General features: G+C 60.9%; 16 protein-coding genes. All 16 read right to left on the bottom strand.

Features of this window, described 5'->3' with window-relative positions:
• Positions 1 to 9: 9 nt before the first annotated feature.
• The 16 genes from PO860_RS06290 to PO860_RS06215 all read right to left on the bottom strand — a co-directional run bounded on the left by PO860_RS06290 (position 10) and on the right by PO860_RS06215 (position 15,207).
• On the bottom strand, positions 10 to 1,521 hold the full coding sequence (locus PO860_RS06290) for an NADH-quinone oxidoreductase subunit M (protein ID WP_273884015.1): 1,512 nt from the start codon (positions 1,519 to 1,521) through the stop codon (positions 10 to 12).
• A complete protein-coding gene (gene nuoL, locus PO860_RS06285) occupies positions 1,521 to 3,521 on the bottom strand; it encodes an NADH-quinone oxidoreductase subunit L (protein WP_273880689.1) in 2,001 nt (666 codons plus the stop codon). The genes PO860_RS06290 and nuoL overlap by 1 nt, the downstream gene beginning before the upstream one ends.
• Positions 3,522 to 3,528: 7 nt before the next feature.
• On the bottom strand, positions 3,529 to 3,837 hold the full coding sequence (nuoK, locus tag PO860_RS06280; RefSeq protein ID WP_010066755.1) for an NADH-quinone oxidoreductase subunit NuoK: 309 nt from the start codon (positions 3,835 to 3,837) through the stop codon (positions 3,529 to 3,531).
• Between the two features lie 22 nt (positions 3,838 to 3,859).
• Positions 3,860 to 4,474 carry an NADH-quinone oxidoreductase subunit J gene (locus tag PO860_RS06275; RefSeq protein WP_033180330.1) on the bottom strand — a complete coding sequence of 205 codons (615 nt, stop codon included), beginning with the start codon at positions 4,472 to 4,474 and terminating at the stop codon, positions 3,860 to 3,862.
• Positions 4,475 to 4,616: 142 nt separating this feature from the next.
• A complete protein-coding gene (gene nuoI, locus PO860_RS06270; RefSeq protein WP_003547385.1) occupies positions 4,617 to 5,108 on the bottom strand; it encodes an NADH-quinone oxidoreductase subunit NuoI in 492 nt (163 codons plus the stop codon).
• Between the two features lie 40 nt (positions 5,109 to 5,148).
• Positions 5,149 to 6,192, bottom strand: coding sequence for an NADH-quinone oxidoreductase subunit NuoH (gene nuoH / locus PO860_RS06265; protein ID WP_183606531.1), 1,044 nt, complete (start codon positions 6,190 to 6,192; stop codon positions 5,149 to 5,151).
• A 12-nt stretch (positions 6,193 to 6,204) separates the two neighbouring features.
• Positions 6,205 to 8,286, bottom strand: coding sequence for an NADH-quinone oxidoreductase subunit NuoG (gene nuoG, locus PO860_RS06260; protein ID WP_273884016.1), 2,082 nt, complete (start codon positions 8,284 to 8,286; stop codon positions 6,205 to 6,207).
• Between the two features lie 223 nt (positions 8,287 to 8,509).
• Positions 8,510 to 9,196 (bottom strand): 5' DNA nuclease, encoded by a 687-nt coding sequence (locus PO860_RS06255; RefSeq protein ID WP_183606529.1) that lies wholly within the window; start codon positions 9,194 to 9,196, stop codon positions 8,510 to 8,512.
• A 2-nt stretch (positions 9,197 to 9,198) separates the two neighbouring features.
• Complete coding sequence (gene nuoF / locus PO860_RS06250; protein WP_003558451.1) at positions 9,199 to 10,503, bottom strand: NADH-quinone oxidoreductase subunit NuoF; 1,305 nt, start codon at positions 10,501 to 10,503, stop codon at positions 9,199 to 9,201.
• 10 nt (positions 10,504 to 10,513) lie between these two features.
• The gene (locus PO860_RS06245) at positions 10,514 to 11,680 is read right to left on the bottom strand and encodes an NADH-quinone oxidoreductase subunit E (protein ID WP_183606528.1); all 1,167 of its coding nucleotides are present in this window, start codon (positions 11,678 to 11,680) and stop codon (positions 10,514 to 10,516) included.
• Between the two features lie 16 nt (positions 11,681 to 11,696).
• Positions 11,697 to 11,969 (bottom strand): hypothetical protein, encoded by a 273-nt coding sequence (locus PO860_RS06240; RefSeq protein ID WP_273884018.1) that lies wholly within the window; start codon positions 11,967 to 11,969, stop codon positions 11,697 to 11,699.
• Positions 11,969 to 13,159, bottom strand: a complete 1,191-nt coding sequence (locus PO860_RS06235; RefSeq protein WP_183606526.1) for an NADH-quinone oxidoreductase subunit D — start codon at positions 13,157 to 13,159, stop codon at positions 11,969 to 11,971. Before PO860_RS06235 ends, PO860_RS06240 begins: the two co-directional genes overlap by 1 nt.
• A gap of 62 nt (positions 13,160 to 13,221) precedes the next feature.
• Positions 13,222 to 13,605, bottom strand: coding sequence for a four helix bundle protein (locus tag PO860_RS06230; RefSeq protein WP_273884019.1), 384 nt, complete (start codon positions 13,603 to 13,605; stop codon positions 13,222 to 13,224).
• A 40-nt stretch (positions 13,606 to 13,645) separates the two neighbouring features.
• The gene (locus PO860_RS06225; RefSeq protein WP_183606525.1) at positions 13,646 to 14,248 is read right to left on the bottom strand and encodes an NADH-quinone oxidoreductase subunit C; all 603 of its coding nucleotides are present in this window, start codon (positions 14,246 to 14,248) and stop codon (positions 13,646 to 13,648) included.
• Between the two features lie 18 nt (positions 14,249 to 14,266).
• Complete coding sequence (locus tag PO860_RS06220) at positions 14,267 to 14,851, bottom strand: NuoB/complex I 20 kDa subunit family protein (RefSeq protein ID WP_003578567.1); 585 nt, start codon at positions 14,849 to 14,851, stop codon at positions 14,267 to 14,269.
• A complete protein-coding gene (locus tag PO860_RS06215; RefSeq protein WP_008521906.1) occupies positions 14,842 to 15,207 on the bottom strand; it encodes an NADH-quinone oxidoreductase subunit A in 366 nt (121 codons plus the stop codon). Before PO860_RS06215 ends, PO860_RS06220 begins: the two co-directional genes overlap by 10 nt.
• Between the last annotated feature and the right edge of the window lie 204 nt (positions 15,208 to 15,411).

Here is a 15,411-nt window from a genome sequence, read left to right as displayed (position 1 = left end):
GTCCCGTCATCAATTCATAGACAGCGCAACATTCTGCGCTGCGTGCACGGCGGCCGTGTAGTTGTTGACCAGCAAATCCACCGAGGCGGCCGTCGCATCGAAGACCGGAGCCGGGAAAACGCCGAAGAAAATGGTCAGCGCGACCAGCGGGTAGAGGATCAGCTGTTCGCGCCTGGAAAGATCGAGCAGCGCCTTCAGCTTTTCCTTTTCCAGCGCGCCGAAGATCACCCGGCGATAGAGCCAGAGCGCGTAGGCGGCCGAGAGGATGACGCCGGTGGCGGCAAAGAGTGCCACCCAGGTGTTGACCCGGAAGACGCCGATCAGCGTCAGGAATTCGCCAATGAAGCCCGACGTGCCGGGAAGCCCGACATTGGCCATGGTGAAGACCATCATCGCGACTGCATATTTCGGCATGTTGTTGACGAGGCCGCCATAGGCGTTGATCTCGCGGGTGTGGGTGCGGTCGTAAATGACGCCGACGCAGAGGAAGAGCGCGCCGGAGACGATGCCGTGCGACAGCATCTGGAAGATCGAACCCTGAACACCCTGCATGTTGGCGGCAAAGATGCCCATGGTCACATAACCCATGTGCGCCACCGAGGAATAGGCGATCAGCTTCTTGATGTCGTCCTGCATCATCGCCACCAGCGAGGTATAGATGATGGCAATGACGGACATGGCGAAGACGAGCGGCGCGAAATAATCGGAGGCGACCGGGAACATGCCGAGCGAGAAGCGGATAAGGCCGTAACCGCCGAGCTTCAGGAGCACGCCGGCCAGGATGACCGAGCCTGCCGTCGGCGCCTGAACGTGGGCATCGGGAAGCCAGGTATGGACCGGCCACATCGGCATCTTCACCGCAAAGGAGGCGAAGAAAGCCAGCCATAACCAGGTCTGCAGTGCTGGCGGGAACTTGTAGGCGAGCAGCGCGGTGATGTCGGTCGTGCCGGCCTGCCAGTACATCGCCATGATGGCGAGCAGCATCAGCACCGAGCCCAGCAGCGTATAGAGGAAGAACTTGTAGCTCGCATAGACGCGGTCCTTGCCGCCCCAGACGCCGATGATCAGGAACATCGGAATGAGGCCAGCCTCGAAGAAGACGTAGAACAGCACGATATCGAGCGAGACGAAGACCCCGACCATCATCGTTTCCAGGATGAGGAAGGCGATCATGTATTCCTTCAGGCGCTTCTCGATCGAGAGCCAGCTCGCCAGCACGCAGAAGGGCATGAGGAAGGTCGACAGGATGACGAACAGCATCGAGATGCCGTCGACGCCGACGTGGTAGCCGATGCCGGTGCCGAGCCAGTTATGCTTCTCGATCATCTGGAAGCCCGGATTGGCATTGTCGAAGCCGGTCCAGATGAAGAGCGAGACGACGAAGGTGAAGACGGTGGTGATCAGCGAGATCCACAGGACGTTTTTCCGGCCGGCTTCGCTCTCGCCGTTCATCAATAGCAGGAGCACCACGCCGACCAGCGGCAGGAAGGTGACCGTTGAAAGAATAGGCCAATCGGTCATCAGAAGGAACTCCCGAGCATCATCCAGGTAACGAGCGCCGCAATGCCGATCAGCATCGCGAAGGCGTAGTGATAGAGGTAACCGGTCTGCAGGCGGACGACACGGTCGGTGACGGCGACGACGCGGGCGGCGACGCCGTTCGGGCCGTAGGTGTCGATGACGCCGACGTCACCCCTCTTCCACAGGAAGCGGCCGAGCGCCTTGGCCGTGCGGACGAAGAGGAAGTCGTAGAGTTCGTCGAAATACCACTTGTTGAGCAGGAAGTGGTAGAGCACGCGATGCTGCTTGGCGAGGGTGCGCGGCGTCTGCGGCGAGCGGATATACATGTACCACGCGGTGACGAAGCCGAGCACCATGGCGATGAAAGGGCTCAAGCCCACGAGCGCCGGTACATGGTGGAACTCTTCGACGAGTTCATTCTCAGCGCCGGTAAACAGCGCACCCTTCCAGAACTCGGCATATTCCTCGCCGTAGAAGCGGCCCTCGAAGAGGAAGCCGGCAAACACCGCACCGATCGCCAGGAGATAGAGCGGCACCAGCATGACCTGCGGCGACTCGTGGACGTGGTGCATGACCTCGTGCGAAGCGCGCGGCTTGCCGAAGAAGGTCATGAAGATCAGGCGCCAGGAATAGAAGCTCGTAAACAGAGCCGCGATGACCAGCAGCGAGAAGGCGAAGCCCGAGACGGGCGAATGCGATGCATAGGTCGCCTCGATGATCACGTCCTTGGAGAAGAAGCCGGCAAAACCGATCGGCGTGAAGGGAATGCCGACACCGGTGATCGCCAGCGTGCCGATGATCATCATCCAGAACGTTACCTTGATGTGCGGCCGCAGGCCGCCCATGTAGCGCATGTCCTGCTCGCCATCGACGGCATGGATGACCGAGCCGGCGCAGAGGAAGAGCAGCGCCTTGAAGAAGGCATGGGTGAAGAGATGGAAGATCGCCGCGCCATAGGCCCCTACCCCGAGCGCCACGAACATGTAGCCGAGCTGTGAGCAGGTGGAATAGGCGATGACGCGCTTGATGTCGTTCTGCACCAAGCCGACGGTGGCCGCGAAGAAGGCGGTGATCGCGCCGATGACCGTGACGACCGTAAGCGCATCCGGCGACAGTTCGAAGAGCGGCGACATGCGGGCGACGAGGAAGACACCGGCGGTGACCATTGTGGCGGCATGGATGAGAGCCGAGACCGGGGTCGGGCCTTCCATGGCATCCGGCAGCCAGGTGTGCAGCAGGAACTGCGCCGACTTGCCCATCGCGCCCATGAACAGCAGCAGGCAGATGCCGGTCAGCGCATGCGCCTTGTCGAGCTGGATGCCGAAGAGGTTGAGGATCACTTCGCTCGCCTCGCCGCCACCTTCATGCGGGGCGAAATTCGAGGCGTTGGCGAAGATCGTGTCGAAGTTGATCGAGCCGAACAGCACGAAGACGCCGGCAATGCCGAGCACGAAGCCGAAGTCGCCGACGCGGTTGACGATGAAGGCCTTCATCGCCGCAGCCGTCGCCGACGGCTTCTTGAACCAGAAGCCGATCAAGAGATAGGAGGCAAGACCGACGCCTTCCCAGCCGAAGAACATCTGGCCAAGGTTGTCGGCCGTCACCAGCATCAGCATGGCGAAGGTGAAGAGCGACAGATAGGCGAAGAAGCGCGGACGATGCGGATCGGTATGCATGTAGCCGATCGAATAGACATGCACCAGCGTCGAGACCGTGTTGACGACGATCAGCATCACTGAGGTCAGCGTATCCACACGCAGCGACCAGGAGACGTCGATGCCGCCGGACTGGATCCAGCGCAGCACCTCGACCTTGATCGGGCCGCCTTCGGCATGGCCCATGCCGACGGTGAAGAAGACGACCCAGGACAGGATGGCGGCGATGATCATCAGGCCGCTGGTGAGATATTCCGAAGCCTTGGCGCCGATGGCGCGGCCAAAAAGGCCGGCGACGATCGCACCGATCAAGGGAAGAAAGACGATAGCCTTATAGAGGAACATGAGCCACTCAGCCCTTCATCATATTGACGTCTTCGACCGCGATCGAGCCGCGGTTGCGGTAGAAGACAACGAGAATTGCAAGACCGATCGCCGCTTCGGCAGCCGCGACCGTCAGGATGAACAGCGCGAAGACCTGGCCGACGATGTCGTTCAGGAAATGGGAAAAGGCGACCATGTTGATGTTGACGGCAAGCAGGATCAGTTCGACCGACATCAGGATGACGATGACGTTCTTCCGGTTCAGGAAGATGCCGAAGACGCCGAGCGTGAAGAGGATGGCGCTAACCGTCAGGTAGTGGGAAAGTCCGATGACCATGTTCTTTGTTCCTTGACCTGCCTTAGACGCCCTGCCCGGGCTTGACCGACACCACCTCGACGGCGGTGGCGGGCGTGCGGGCAACCTGCCGCGGAATATTCTGCCGCTTGATGTTGGTGCGATGCCTCAGCGTCAGCACGATCGCGCCGATCATGGCGACCAGCAGCACCAGACCGGCGATCTGGAAGAAATAGACGTAGTTGGTATAGAGCACGTCGCCGAGGGCGGCCGTATTCGTCCGCTCGCTGAGTGCCGGGATCGGCATGGCGACTGATTTGGCGATCTCCGGCGAGATGACGCTGCCGCCGATGACGACGATCAGTTCGGCCGCCAGGATCACTCCGATCAGCCCGCCGATCGGCGCATATTCGAGAACCCCTGCCCTCAATTCGGTGAAGTCGATATCGAGCATCATCACCACGAAGAGGAAGAGAACGGCGACGGCACCGACATAGACGACGAGCAGGATCATCGCCAGGAATTCGGCACCGGCCAGCAGGAAGAGGCCGGCCGCGTTGAAGAACACCAGGATCAGGAACAGAACCGAGTGAACCGGGTTCTTCGCCCAGATGACCATGAACGCCGACGCCACCGCGACAAAGGCGAAAAGATAGAAAAATAGAGCCTGCAGACCCATGTTGGTGCCTTTTTCATCTTCCCCCGGGCAGCCGGGAGTTTTTCTGCCCGATAGAGCTTTGCGCGGCTGACCGGCAGAACTCCTGTGCATATTGACCGCGACCGAAGCGCTCAAGCTCCATTACGGCATTTCAAAAACTCGATCAGCGGTACGGCGAGTCGATCGCGATGTTGCGGGCGATTTCGCGCTCCCACCGGTCTCCGTTATCCAGAAGCCGCGCCTTGTCGAAATAGAGCTCTTCGCGGGTTTCCGTCGCAAATTCGAAATTCGGGCCTTCGACGATCGCGTCGACCGGGCAGGCTTCCTGGCAGAAGCCGCAATAGATGCATTTCACCATGTCGATGTCGTAGCGCACCGTGCGGCGCGTGCCGTCGTTGCGGCGCGGACCGGCCTCGATGGTGATCGCCTGGGCAGGACAGATCGCCTCGCAGAGTTTGCAGGCGATGCAGCGTTCCTCACCGTTCGGATAACGGCGCAGCGCATGCTCGCCGCGGAAACGCGGGGAGACCGGGCCTTTTTCGAAGGGATAGTTGATCGTCGCCTTCTGGCGGAAGAAATAGCGCATCGACAGAAAGAACGCGCCGACGAATTCCTTGAGAAACAGCGAGCTGATGGAGCCGGACAAGCTTGCCATCTTCAACCTCCAATTTTGCCGAAAACGAGAGCGGGCATCATCATGCCCAACCCGTCAGTTTCAGCACGAATGCAACGATGACGACCATGGCGAGCGACAGCGGCAGGAAAACTTTCCAGCCGAGGCGCATGAGCTGGTCGTAGCGGTAGCGCGGAACGAAGGCCTTGACCATCGCGAACATGAAGAACACCAGGCAGGCCTTCAGCGTGAACCAGATGATGCCTGGGACCCAGTTGAGGATCCAGATATCGACCGGGGGCAGCCAGCCGCCGAGGAAGAGGATCGTCGTCAGCGCGCACATCAGGCAGACGGCCGCATATTCGCCGAGCATGAACATCATGTATGGCGAGGAGCCGTATTCGACCATGAAGCCGGCAACGAGTTCCGATTCGGCTTCCGGAAGGTCGAAAGGCGGACGGTTCGTCTCGGCGAGTGCCGAAATGAAGAAGATGATGAACATCGGGAACAGCGACAGCCAGTGCCAGTCGAGGAACGACGCCGGCAGGCCGAGCATGGTGCCGAGGCCGGTATGCTGAGCATTGACGATGTCGGTCAGGTTCAGCGATCCGACGCAGAGAAGCACGGTGACGATGACGAAGCCGATCGAGACTTCATAGGACACCATCTGTGCGGCCGAACGCAGCGCGCCGAGGAACGGATACTTCGAGTTCGAAGCCCAGCCGCCCATGATGATGCCGTAAACCTCGAGCGAGGAAATCGCGAAAATATAGAGGATGCCGACATTGATGTTGGCGATCACCCATCCGTCGGCCAGCGGCACCACTGCCCAGGTGGACAGCGCCAGAAGCACCGTCACCAGCGGGGCCAGCAGGAACACCGCCTTGTTGGCGCCGGCCGGAATGATCGGCTCCTTGAAGACGAACTTCAAAAGGTCGGCGAAGGACTGGAACAGGCCGAAGGGACCGACGACGTTCGGGCCGCGACGCAGCTGCACGGCCGCCCAGATCTTGCGGTCGGCGAGCAGCACATAGGCGATGAAGACGAGCAGGCAGACGAGAAGCAGCAGCGACTGACCGATCATGATGATCGCCGGCCAGACATAGCTCGAAAAGAAAGAATCCATAGTCCCCTGCCCTTACTCTGCCGCGACTTTGAAGTTGTTGCGGGCCAATGCCGAGCACTCCGCCATGACAGCCGAGGCACGCGCTATCGGGTTCGTCAAATAGAAGTCTTTCACCGGCGACGCAAACCCTGACTTGTTCATCTTGCCGGCTTTTTTCGCAACTGCGGCAATTTGGGCGCTATCGCTTTCGGCGATCTCATCGATGGCGGCGAAATGCGGGAAAGCGGCATAGAGCCGGACGCGCAATTCGCTCAGCGAATCGAAGGGAAGCTTCTTGCCGAGCACGTCGGAAAGAGCGCGGATGATCGCCCAGTCCTCGCGGGCATCACCCGGCGCAAAGCCGGCGCGGTTGCCCATCTGAACGCGGCCTTCGGTGTTGACCCAGGTGCCGGACTTTTCGGTATAGGCTGCGGCCGGCAGGATGACGTCGGCATGATGCGCGCCGTTATCGCCGTGCGAGCCGATATAGACGGTGAGCCTGGCCTTCTTGGCGGCAAAGTCGAGTTCGTCGGCGCCGAGCAGGAAGAGCACATCCATTGCCGTCAGCATTTCGGCGGCGTTGACGCCCTTGGCCCCCGGCACGAAGCCGAGATCGAGGCCACCGACGCGGGACGCTGCGGTATGGAGGACGGCAAAACCGTTCCAGCCTTCGACAACAGCGCCGACCGAACCGGCGAGCTTGGCCGCACTGGCGAGAACGCCAGCGCCGTCGGTGCGCGACAGCGCGCCCTGGCCGATGATGATCATCGGCTTGGTGGCGTTCTTCAGGACTTCGGCGAAGGCATGGTTGCCGTCGACCAGATCCTTCAGCGTGTCGGGACCGCCGCCGAGGTAGTCATAGCTGTAGCGCAACTCGCCCGGCTCGCCGATGACGCCGATCGGGAACTTGCCCCGGCGCCAGCGCTTGCGGATGCGGGCGTTGAGGATGGCTGCCTCGAAACGCGGATTGGCGCCGATGATCAAGAGCGCGTCGGCCTGGTCGATGCCCGAAATGGTCGGGTTGAAGAGATAGCTTGCACGGCCGAGCGACGGATCCAGTGCGGCCCCATCCTGGCGACAGTCGAGATTGGCCGATCCCAGCGACTTCACCAGTTCGGAGAGCGCATACATCTCCTCGACGGAAGCAAGGTCGCCTGATATCGCGCCGATCTTGTCGCCCGAGGTGGCGCTGACGGCGGCCTTGATGGCGCCGAAGGCTTCGGCCCAGGTGGCCGGCTGCAGGCGGCCGTCGCGGCGCACATAGGGCCGGTCGAGGCGCTGGGTCTTCAGGCCGTCCCAGATGAAGCGGCTCTTGTCGGAGATCCACTCTTCATTGATCGCCTCGTTGACACGCGGCAGGATGCGCATGACTTCGCGGCCGCGGGTGTCGACGCGGATCGCCGAACCGACGGCATCCATGACGTCGATCGATTCGGTCTTGTTCAATTCCCAGGGGCGCGCGGTGAAGGCGAAGGGCTTCGAGGTGAGCGCGCCGACCGGGCAAAGGTCGACGACGTTGCCCTGCAGCTCGGAGGTCATCGCCTGTTCGAGATAGGTGGTGATCTCGGCATCCTCACCGCGGCCGATCAGGCCGAGTTCGGAAATGCCGGCGACCTCGGTGGTGAAGCGGACGCAGCGCGTGCAATGGATGCAGCGGTTCATCACCGTCTTGACCAGCGGGCCGATATACTTGTCCTCGACGGCGCGCTTGTCTTCCTGGTAACGCGAAGTGTCGATGCCGAAGGCCATCGCCTGGTCCTGCAGGTCGCATTCGCCGCCCTGGTCGCAGATCGGGCAATCGAGCGGATGGTTGATCAACAGGAATTCCATCACACCTTCGCGGGCCTTCTTGACCATCGGGGTGTTGGTGAAGACCTCGGGCAGTTCGCCGTTCGGGCCGCCTCGGATATCGCGCACGCTCATGGCGCAGGAAGCCTGCGGCTTCGGCGGGCCGCCCTTCACTTCGACAAGGCACATGCGGCAATTGCCGGCAACCGACAGCCGCTCGTGGAAGCAGAAGCGCGGAACCTCGGCGCCGGCATCCTCACACGCCTGCAATAGCGTGAAATGATCCGGAACTTCGATCTCGTTGCCGTCAATCTTCAGTTTTGCCATCGTCGCTCAGTCCTGTTTCCCGTTTGCCTGATGACGGCAAACAAACCTATTTTTGCAACACTCTCACTGCCAAGCCGGATCTTTCGTCCTGCCGACAGCTGATGTCGCCGAAGTTCTCTGTCGCGCGTTCCAGACCCGGAACCCGCAGCGGCATCTGCAGCGTGAGGCCCCCCGCCCGTCCGCCGATCTGCCCTTTTTCCGGCCGATGATCCGGCCGGACAGTTCATTTCCGTCTACGGCCCCGTCCCGCCAGAACCTTCGCCTGGCCAGTCCAGTCGTCACGGCCGATGCGGCCATTGAAGCCAAGCTCGGCGTCGAGCCGGACGATTTCCTCATCGCTCCAGGCGGCGATCTCGGCGAAGCTGCGAATGCCCCTGGCGTTAAGTACCTGCTCCAGCTTCGGGCCGATACCGGTGATCAGCTTCAGATCGTCGGCCTTAACAGCCCGCGCAACCGGCCTGGCCTTGACGGCGGGCTTCGGCTGGCTGGCAGGAACCGGTTCGCTGACCGGTGTGACAACAGTCAGTTTCGGCCTTGCCTTCTTCTCGACGTCAGGCTTGGTCTCGGCCGCCGGCTTGGCGACAGCCTTGACGGCAGGGCGAATATTCTCCGGCCGGATCTCGACGTCGGGCATCAACGCGTCCGGCGGCGTGTCATCGAGGGCGGCAGCAAGCTTGCCGGTCGTTTCCAGTGCGCTCTGGAAGGCGCCGAAAAAGGCGCCTGCCATCTGGGTCGAGAAACCAAAGCCGATCGCCGTCGCGGCGGCAAAGGCTGCGGCAGGATGTGCCATCAGCGGATGCACCGGCATTGCCCGCGCATTTTCCAGCATCTCGGCAGCAAGCCGGCCAAAGCCGGCCGGGAAATCGGCTGCCTCTTCCTTCTTTCTGCCGTCGGATGCCTTGTCCACCATGATTATTCAGCCGCCTCCAGAACCGCACCGTGATCGAGCGCGCTCGCCGTATACTGGTCAATGCGCTTTTCGATCTCGGGACGGAAGTTACGGATCAGACCCTGCACCGGCCATGCGGCGGCGTCGCCGAGCGCACAGATGGTGTGGCCTTCGATTTGCTTGGTCACCTGGAACAGCATGTCGATTTCACGCTTCTGGGCATTGCCCTTGGCCATGCGCTCCATCACCCGCCACATCCAGCCCGTGCCTTCGCGGCACGGCGTGCACTGGCCGCAGCTCTCATGCTTGAAGAAGGCGGAGATGCGGGCGATCGCCTTGATGACGTCGGTGGACTTGTCCATGACGATCGCGGCGGCCGTGCCGAAGGAGGAACCGACGCCGCGCAGGCCGTCGAAATCCATCGGGCAGTCGATGATGTCCTTGGCCGGAACGATCGGGCAGGACGCACCGCCCGGAATGACGGCGAGCAGGTTGTCCCAGCCGCCGCGGATGCCGCCGGCATGGCGGTCGACCAGCTCGCGGAAGGTGATGCCCATTTCTTCTTCGACCGTGCACGGCTTGTTGACGTGGCCGGAGAGCATGAACAGCTTGGTGCCGACATTGTTCGGACGGCCTATGGCCGAAAACCAGCCGGCGCCACGGCGCAGGATGGTCGGCGCCACAGCGATCGATTCGACGTTGTTGACAGTCGTCGGGCAACCATAGAGGCCCATATTGGCCGGGAAAGGCGGCTTCAGGCGCGGCTGGCCCTTCTTGCCTTCGAGGCTTTCGAGCAGTGCGGTTTCCTCGCCGCAGATGTAAGCGCCGGCGCCGTGATGGACGAAGATGTCCATGTCCCAGCCGAGCTTGTTGTTCTTGCCGAGCAGGCCGTAATCATAACATTCGTCGATCGCCGCCTGCAGCGCTTCGCGCTCTCTTATATATTCGCCACGCACATAGATGTAGGCGGCATTGGCGCCCATGGCGAAGCTCGCGACAACGCAGCCTTCGATCAGCGTATGCGGATCGTGGCGCATGATGTCACGGTCCTTGCAGGTGCCAGGCTCCGATTCGTCGGCGTTGACGACGAGGTAATGCGGGCGGCCGTCGCTTTCCTTCGGCATGAAAGACCATTTGAGGCCTGTCGGGAAACCGGCGCCGCCGCGACCGCGAAGGCCGGATGCCTTCATCTCGTTGATGATCCAGTCTCGGCCCTTTTCGAGGATCTGCTTGGTGCCGTCCCAGTGGCCGCGGCTCATCGCGCCCTTCAGGGATTTGTCCTTGAGGCCGTAGATGTTGGTAAAGATGCGGTCTTTATCTTGTAACATGCTTCACCTCTTACCGCGGCTTCTTGCCGAAGACCTTGATATATTCCGCTTCGCCGCCCTTGGCGAGCGCCTTGGCCTGCTTGACCCAGTCGTCGCGCTCGATGCGGCCGCGGAAGTTCAGGTAGCCGTCGACCCATTCGCGCTCAGCCTTCTTCCAGCCCGCGACCTGCGAGAAGGTGAAGATGCCGATCTCGTTCAACGTCGCCTCGATCTTCGGGCCGACGCCCGAGATCATCTTCAAATCATCCGGTGTGGCGGGCTTTTCGATGCCGGCCGGACGGTTCTTGTCGGTCAAAGCCGGCTTTGCCGCCGGGGCGGCTTCGGCCTTGACGGCAGCGGCAGGCGCCGGTTCGGCAGCGGCGGTGCCTGATATCGGCTGCTCCTGTGCAGCCTTTGCGTTCTTCGCAGCAGCCTTCGGCGCCGTTGCCGGCGTCTTCAGGGCAGCATTGGTTTCCGCGTCGGTGCTCTTCGGGCGGGCAGCCTCGGAGGGGGGAACCGGAGCGCCGTCGACCGGACCGGAAATGGTTTCGGCATCCGCCTTCTTGGCGCGCGTCCGTGCCTTCGGCTCTTCCGTCGTCAGCGAAGTCGGGCCGCCTTCAGGCGCCGAGAATATCCGGTCAATCTGGGTGCCCGGCTTGATGCTGGCGCCATTGCCGCCGGCAAAGGCATCGATGATCTCTTCGAGACGCTCGGGCGTCAGGTCCTCGTAGGTGTCCTTGCCGATCATCACCATCGGGGCGTTGACGCAAGCCCCGAGACATTCGACCTCTTCCCAGGACAGCGTGCCTTCGGCATTGCGCTCGAAGGTATGAGCGTGGATCTTGCTCTTGCAGACCGACATCAGCGCTTCCGAGCCGCGCAGCATGCAGGGCGTCGTGCCGCAGACCTGGACATGGGCGCGGGTGCCGACAGGGTGCAGTTGGAACTGCGTATAGAAGGTCGCGACCTCGAGCACTCTGATATAGGCCATGTCGAGCATGTCGGCGATCTTTTCGATCGCCGCGCGCGTGACCCAGCCGTCCTGCTCCTGTGCCCGCATCAACAGCGGAATGACAGCCGATTGCTGGCGGCCGGCGGGGTATTTCTGGATCGTCTTGTCCGCCCAGACCGCATTCTCATCGCTGAAAGCGAATGCGGCAGGCTGAAATTGATCTTCGGCTAATCGACGAACGGACATTCTTCCTCACGCCTTGTCAGTTTAGGGTTCCACACCGCGAAGCGGTCAAAGACTGCATTTCGCAGGCATAGGCCGACTGGTCTTTCTGCATAAACACTACGAATTTGCTGCCATTCGGAATGGCGGCCTTGATCTGATAGCCCTTGGACAAAAGCTCGCCCATGGACGTTTTCGCCGCCGGCGGCGTCACTTCCTTACGGCCCAGCGGCGTTCCGAGGCTATCGGCTTCCTGAGCCGAAACCCCGGATGCCGCAAGAAGAAGTGCAACGGCAAGCGGCAGACGCTGCATCAGCGGTCCACCTCGCCGAAGACGATGTCGAGCGAGCCGAGAACGGCTGCGACGTCGGCAAGCTGGTGGCCGCGGCACATGAAATCCATCGCCTGTAGATGGGCATAACCCGGCGCGCGGATCTTGCAGCGATAAGGCTTGTTGGTGCCATCGGAGACGAGATAAACCCCGAACTCGCCCTTCGGCGCCTCGACGGCGGCGTAAACCTCGCCGGCCGGCACGTGGTAGCCTTCCGTATAGAGTTTGAAGTGGTGAATCAGCGCTTCCATCGAGCGCTTCATCTCGCCGCGCTTCGGCGGTACGACCTTGCCGTCGATCGACGAGAAAGGACCGGTCTTGGCATCGGACAGCAGGCGATTGACGCATTGCTTCATGATGCGGACCGATTCGCGCATCTCGATCATGCGGATCAGGTAGCGGTCGTAATTATCGCCGTTCTTGCCGATCGGAATGTCGAATTCGAGATCGGAATAACATTCATAAGGCTGGGCGCGACGCAGATCCCAGGCCGCGCCCGAACCGCGCACCATGACGCCGGAGAAGCCCCAGGCCCAGCAGTCTTCCAGCGAGACGACGCCGATATCGACGTTGCGCTGCTTGAAGATGCGGTTGCCGGTCAACAGATTGTCGATGTCGTCGAGCGCCTTCAGGAAGGGATCGCACCAGTCGCCGATATCCTGCACAAGCTTTTCCGGCAGATCCTGGTGGACGCCGCCCGGACGGACATAAGCGGCGTGCATGCGCGAACCGCTGGCGCGCTCGTAGAACACCATCAGCTTCTCACGCTCTTCGAAGCCCCAGAGCGGCGGCGTCAGCGCGCCGACGTCCATGGCCTGTGTCGTGACGTTCAGGAGATGCGAGAGGATGCGGCCGATTTCCGAATAGAGAACGCGGATCAGCTGGCCGCGGATCGGGATCTCGATGCCGAGCAGCTTTTCGACGGCCATCGCATAGGCATGCTCCTGGTTCATCGGCGCGACGTAATCGAGACGATCGAAATAGGGCACGGCCTGCAGATAGGTCTTGGTCTCGATCAGCTTCTCGGTGCCGCGGTGCAGCAGGCCGATATGCGGATCAACCCGCTCCACAATTTCGCCGTCAAGCTCCAGGACAAGACGAAGAACGCCATGCGCCGCCGGATGCTGCGGTCCGAAATTGATGTTGAAGTTGCGGACGTTATGTTCTGTCATGGCGATCAACTCGCTTAGAGTGAGTAGTGAATAGTGGGTAGTGAGTAGTTTTCATCCGTTCACTATTCGTCAGCTTTTCTCTGCTGAACGCTTCGAATAAGCGATCCCAGCATCTTTCCAATTTCGTCGCATCGGTCGAGCAATTCGTCCAAGGCCGCGGCTTGAAGAAAGCCAATTCGTCCGGCGATGATCAAATGCGTCTCCAACTCTTTCAACGAGCCCTGAGCGATCTTGAGAAATTGGGTAAACGAGCCTCGATTTTCTCTTCCATATCCCTCTGCGACATTTGCAGCCACGGAAGCGGAAGATCGTCTGATCTGGCTGGTCAATCCATAAATCTCTTCCCGCCGGAAGGTTCTCGTCACCTCATAACAAACGACAGACAGCTCGATAGCGAATTGCCAGACTTTCAAATCACGATAGGAACTGATTTTCCCGTTCGCCACCCAAATATCTGCCCACTATTCACTACCGACTATTCACTACTCACTGTTTCGCCTTTTCATCCCCAGGCAGCACATAGTCAGTGCCTTCCCATGGCGACATGAAGTCGAAGTTGCGGAATTCCTGCTTCAACTCGACCGGCTCGTACACGACGCGTTTCGCGGCGTCGTCGTAGCGGACCTCGACGAAACCGGTCGTCGGGAAGTCCTTGCGCAGCGGGTGGCCTTCGAAACCGTAGTCGGTGAGGATGCGGCGCAGGTCCGGATGGCCGGTGAAGAGTACGCCGTACATGTCCCAGGTTTCGCGCTCGAACCAGTCGGCGCCGGGATGGACGGCGCAGGCGGAGGGAACCGGCGTATCTTCGTCGGTTGCGACCTTGACGCGGATGCGCAGATTCTGCTTCGGCGACAGCAGGTGATAGACGACGTCGAAACGCAGCTCGCGCTGCGGCCAGTCGACGCCGCAAATATCGATCAAGTTGACGAAACCGCATTTGGCGTCGTCGCGCAGAAAGGTCAGCAGCGCGATCAGGTTTTCACCCGTCGTCGTCAGCGTCAGCTCGCCATACTTCATCTGCGATGTCGCGATCAGATTGCCGCGCGCTTCGCCAAGGTAGGACGCAAGCTCAGTCAGGGCTTCACTCATATGCCTTGTCCTTAACCCTTAGCGTTCGATCGTGCCGGTGCGCCGGATCTTCTTCTGCAGCAGAAGCACGCCGTAAAGCAGCGCCTCTGCCGTGGGGGGACAGCCCGGCACGTAGATATCGATCGGCACGATGCGGTCGCAGCCGCGCACCACCGAATAGGAATAGTGATAATAACCGCCACCATTGGCGCAGGAGCCCATCGAGATGACATAGCGCGGCTCGGGCATCTGGTCATAGACCTTGCGCAGCGCCGGTGCCATCTTGTTGGTCAGCGTGCCGGCGACGATCATCACGTCGGACTGGCGCGGCGAGGCGCGCGGCGCAAAACCGAAACGCTCGACGTCGTAACGCGGCATCGACAGCTGCATCATTTCGACGGCGCAACAGGCAAGACCGAAGGTCATCCACATCAGCGAACCGGTGCGGGCCCAATTGATCAACTCGTCGGTCGAGGTGACGAGAAAACCCTTGTCGGCAAGCTCGTTATTGATCTCGCCGAAAAAGGCATCGTTACTGCCGATCGGCTTACCGGTCGAAGGATCGATGATCCCCTTCGGCTGCTGGGCGACGAGCGGTTGATTGCTCACAGGGGCTACTCCCATTCCAGGGCTCCCTTCTTCCATTCATAGATAAAGCCGATGGTCAGCACGAGGAGGAAGACCATCATGGACCAGAAGCCGAACCAGCCGATGGCGCCGAAGGAAACGGCCCAGGGGAAGAGGAAGGCGACTTCGAGGTCGAAGATGATAAAGAGGATCGACACGAGGTAGAAGCGGATGTCGAACTTCATGCGGGCGTCGTCGAACGCGTTGAAGCCGCATTCGTAAGCCGAGAGCTTTTCCGAATCGGGCGCTTTGAAAGCGACGGCGAACGGCGCAATGAGCAGCGCCAGGCCGATAACGAGCGCGATACCGATGAAGATGGCGATCGGAATATAAGAACTGAGCAGTTCAGTCATCATGTTCATCCCTGCTTGCCGGAGGCGCCAGACGGCGCATTTGGGCAAATGCCCGGCAAGCGAACGTGCGTTGCAACAAGCCGTGGTTAGCGCAGCCGACGCCCCGGCGCAAGAGATTTACAGAGGCAATTCGACGCGTCGCGCGCGGACATTATCAAGCAGGTGCAACGATGTCGCGACAAATCCGCCCAAACCGCCTGAAGC

The sequence above is a fragment of the Rhizobium binxianense genome (assembly GCF_028994275.1).
GTDB lineage: Bacteria > Pseudomonadota > Alphaproteobacteria > Rhizobiales > Rhizobiaceae > Rhizobium > Rhizobium binxianense.
Note: the sequence above shows the minus strand (reverse complement) of the source record. Positions and strands in the feature narration are given on the sequence as shown.

Excerpts from the sequence above, each read along its gene's own strand:
- nuoG (WP_273884016.1), bottom strand. The coding sequence starts at position 8,286 with ATGGCAAAACTGAAGATTGACGGCAACGAGATCGAAGTTCCGGATCAT.
- PO860_RS06220 (WP_003578567.1), bottom strand. The coding sequence starts at position 14,851 with ATGGGAGTAGCCCCTGTGAGCAATCAACCGCTCGTCGCCCAGCAGCCG.
- PO860_RS06275 (WP_033180330.1), bottom strand. The coding sequence starts at position 4,474 with ATGGGTCTGCAGGCTCTATTTTTCTATCTTTTCGCCTTTGTCGCGGTG.
- PO860_RS06255 (WP_183606529.1), bottom strand. The coding sequence starts at position 9,196 with ATGGTGGACAAGGCATCCGACGGCAGAAAGAAGGAAGAGGCAGCCGAT.
- PO860_RS06215 (WP_008521906.1), bottom strand. The coding sequence starts at position 15,207 with ATGACTGAACTGCTCAGTTCTTATATTCCGATCGCCATCTTCATCGGT.
- PO860_RS06290 (WP_273884015.1), bottom strand. The coding sequence starts at position 1,521 with ATGACCGATTGGCCTATTCTTTCAACGGTCACCTTCCTGCCGCTGGTC.
- PO860_RS06245 (WP_183606528.1), bottom strand. The coding sequence starts at position 11,680 with ATGTCCGTTCGTCGATTAGCCGAAGATCAATTTCAGCCTGCCGCATTC.
- nuoF (WP_003558451.1), bottom strand. The coding sequence starts at position 10,503 with ATGTTACAAGATAAAGACCGCATCTTTACCAACATCTACGGCCTCAAG.
- nuoK (WP_010066755.1), bottom strand. The coding sequence starts at position 3,837 with ATGGTCATCGGACTTTCCCACTACCTGACGGTTAGCGCCATCCTCTTC.
- PO860_RS06240 (WP_273884018.1), bottom strand. The coding sequence starts at position 11,969 with ATGCAGCGTCTGCCGCTTGCCGTTGCACTTCTTCTTGCGGCATCCGGG.
- nuoL (WP_273880689.1), bottom strand. The coding sequence starts at position 3,521 with ATGTTCCTCTATAAGGCTATCGTCTTTCTTCCCTTGATCGGTGCGATC.
- PO860_RS06235 (WP_183606526.1), bottom strand. The coding sequence starts at position 13,159 with ATGACAGAACATAACGTCCGCAACTTCAACATCAATTTCGGACCGCAG.
- PO860_RS06225 (WP_183606525.1), bottom strand. The coding sequence starts at position 14,248 with ATGAGTGAAGCCCTGACTGAGCTTGCGTCCTACCTTGGCGAAGCGCGC.
- nuoI (WP_003547385.1), bottom strand. The coding sequence starts at position 5,108 with ATGGCAAGCTTGTCCGGCTCCATCAGCTCGCTGTTTCTCAAGGAATTC.
- nuoH (WP_183606531.1), bottom strand. The coding sequence starts at position 6,192 with ATGGATTCTTTCTTTTCGAGCTATGTCTGGCCGGCGATCATCATGATC.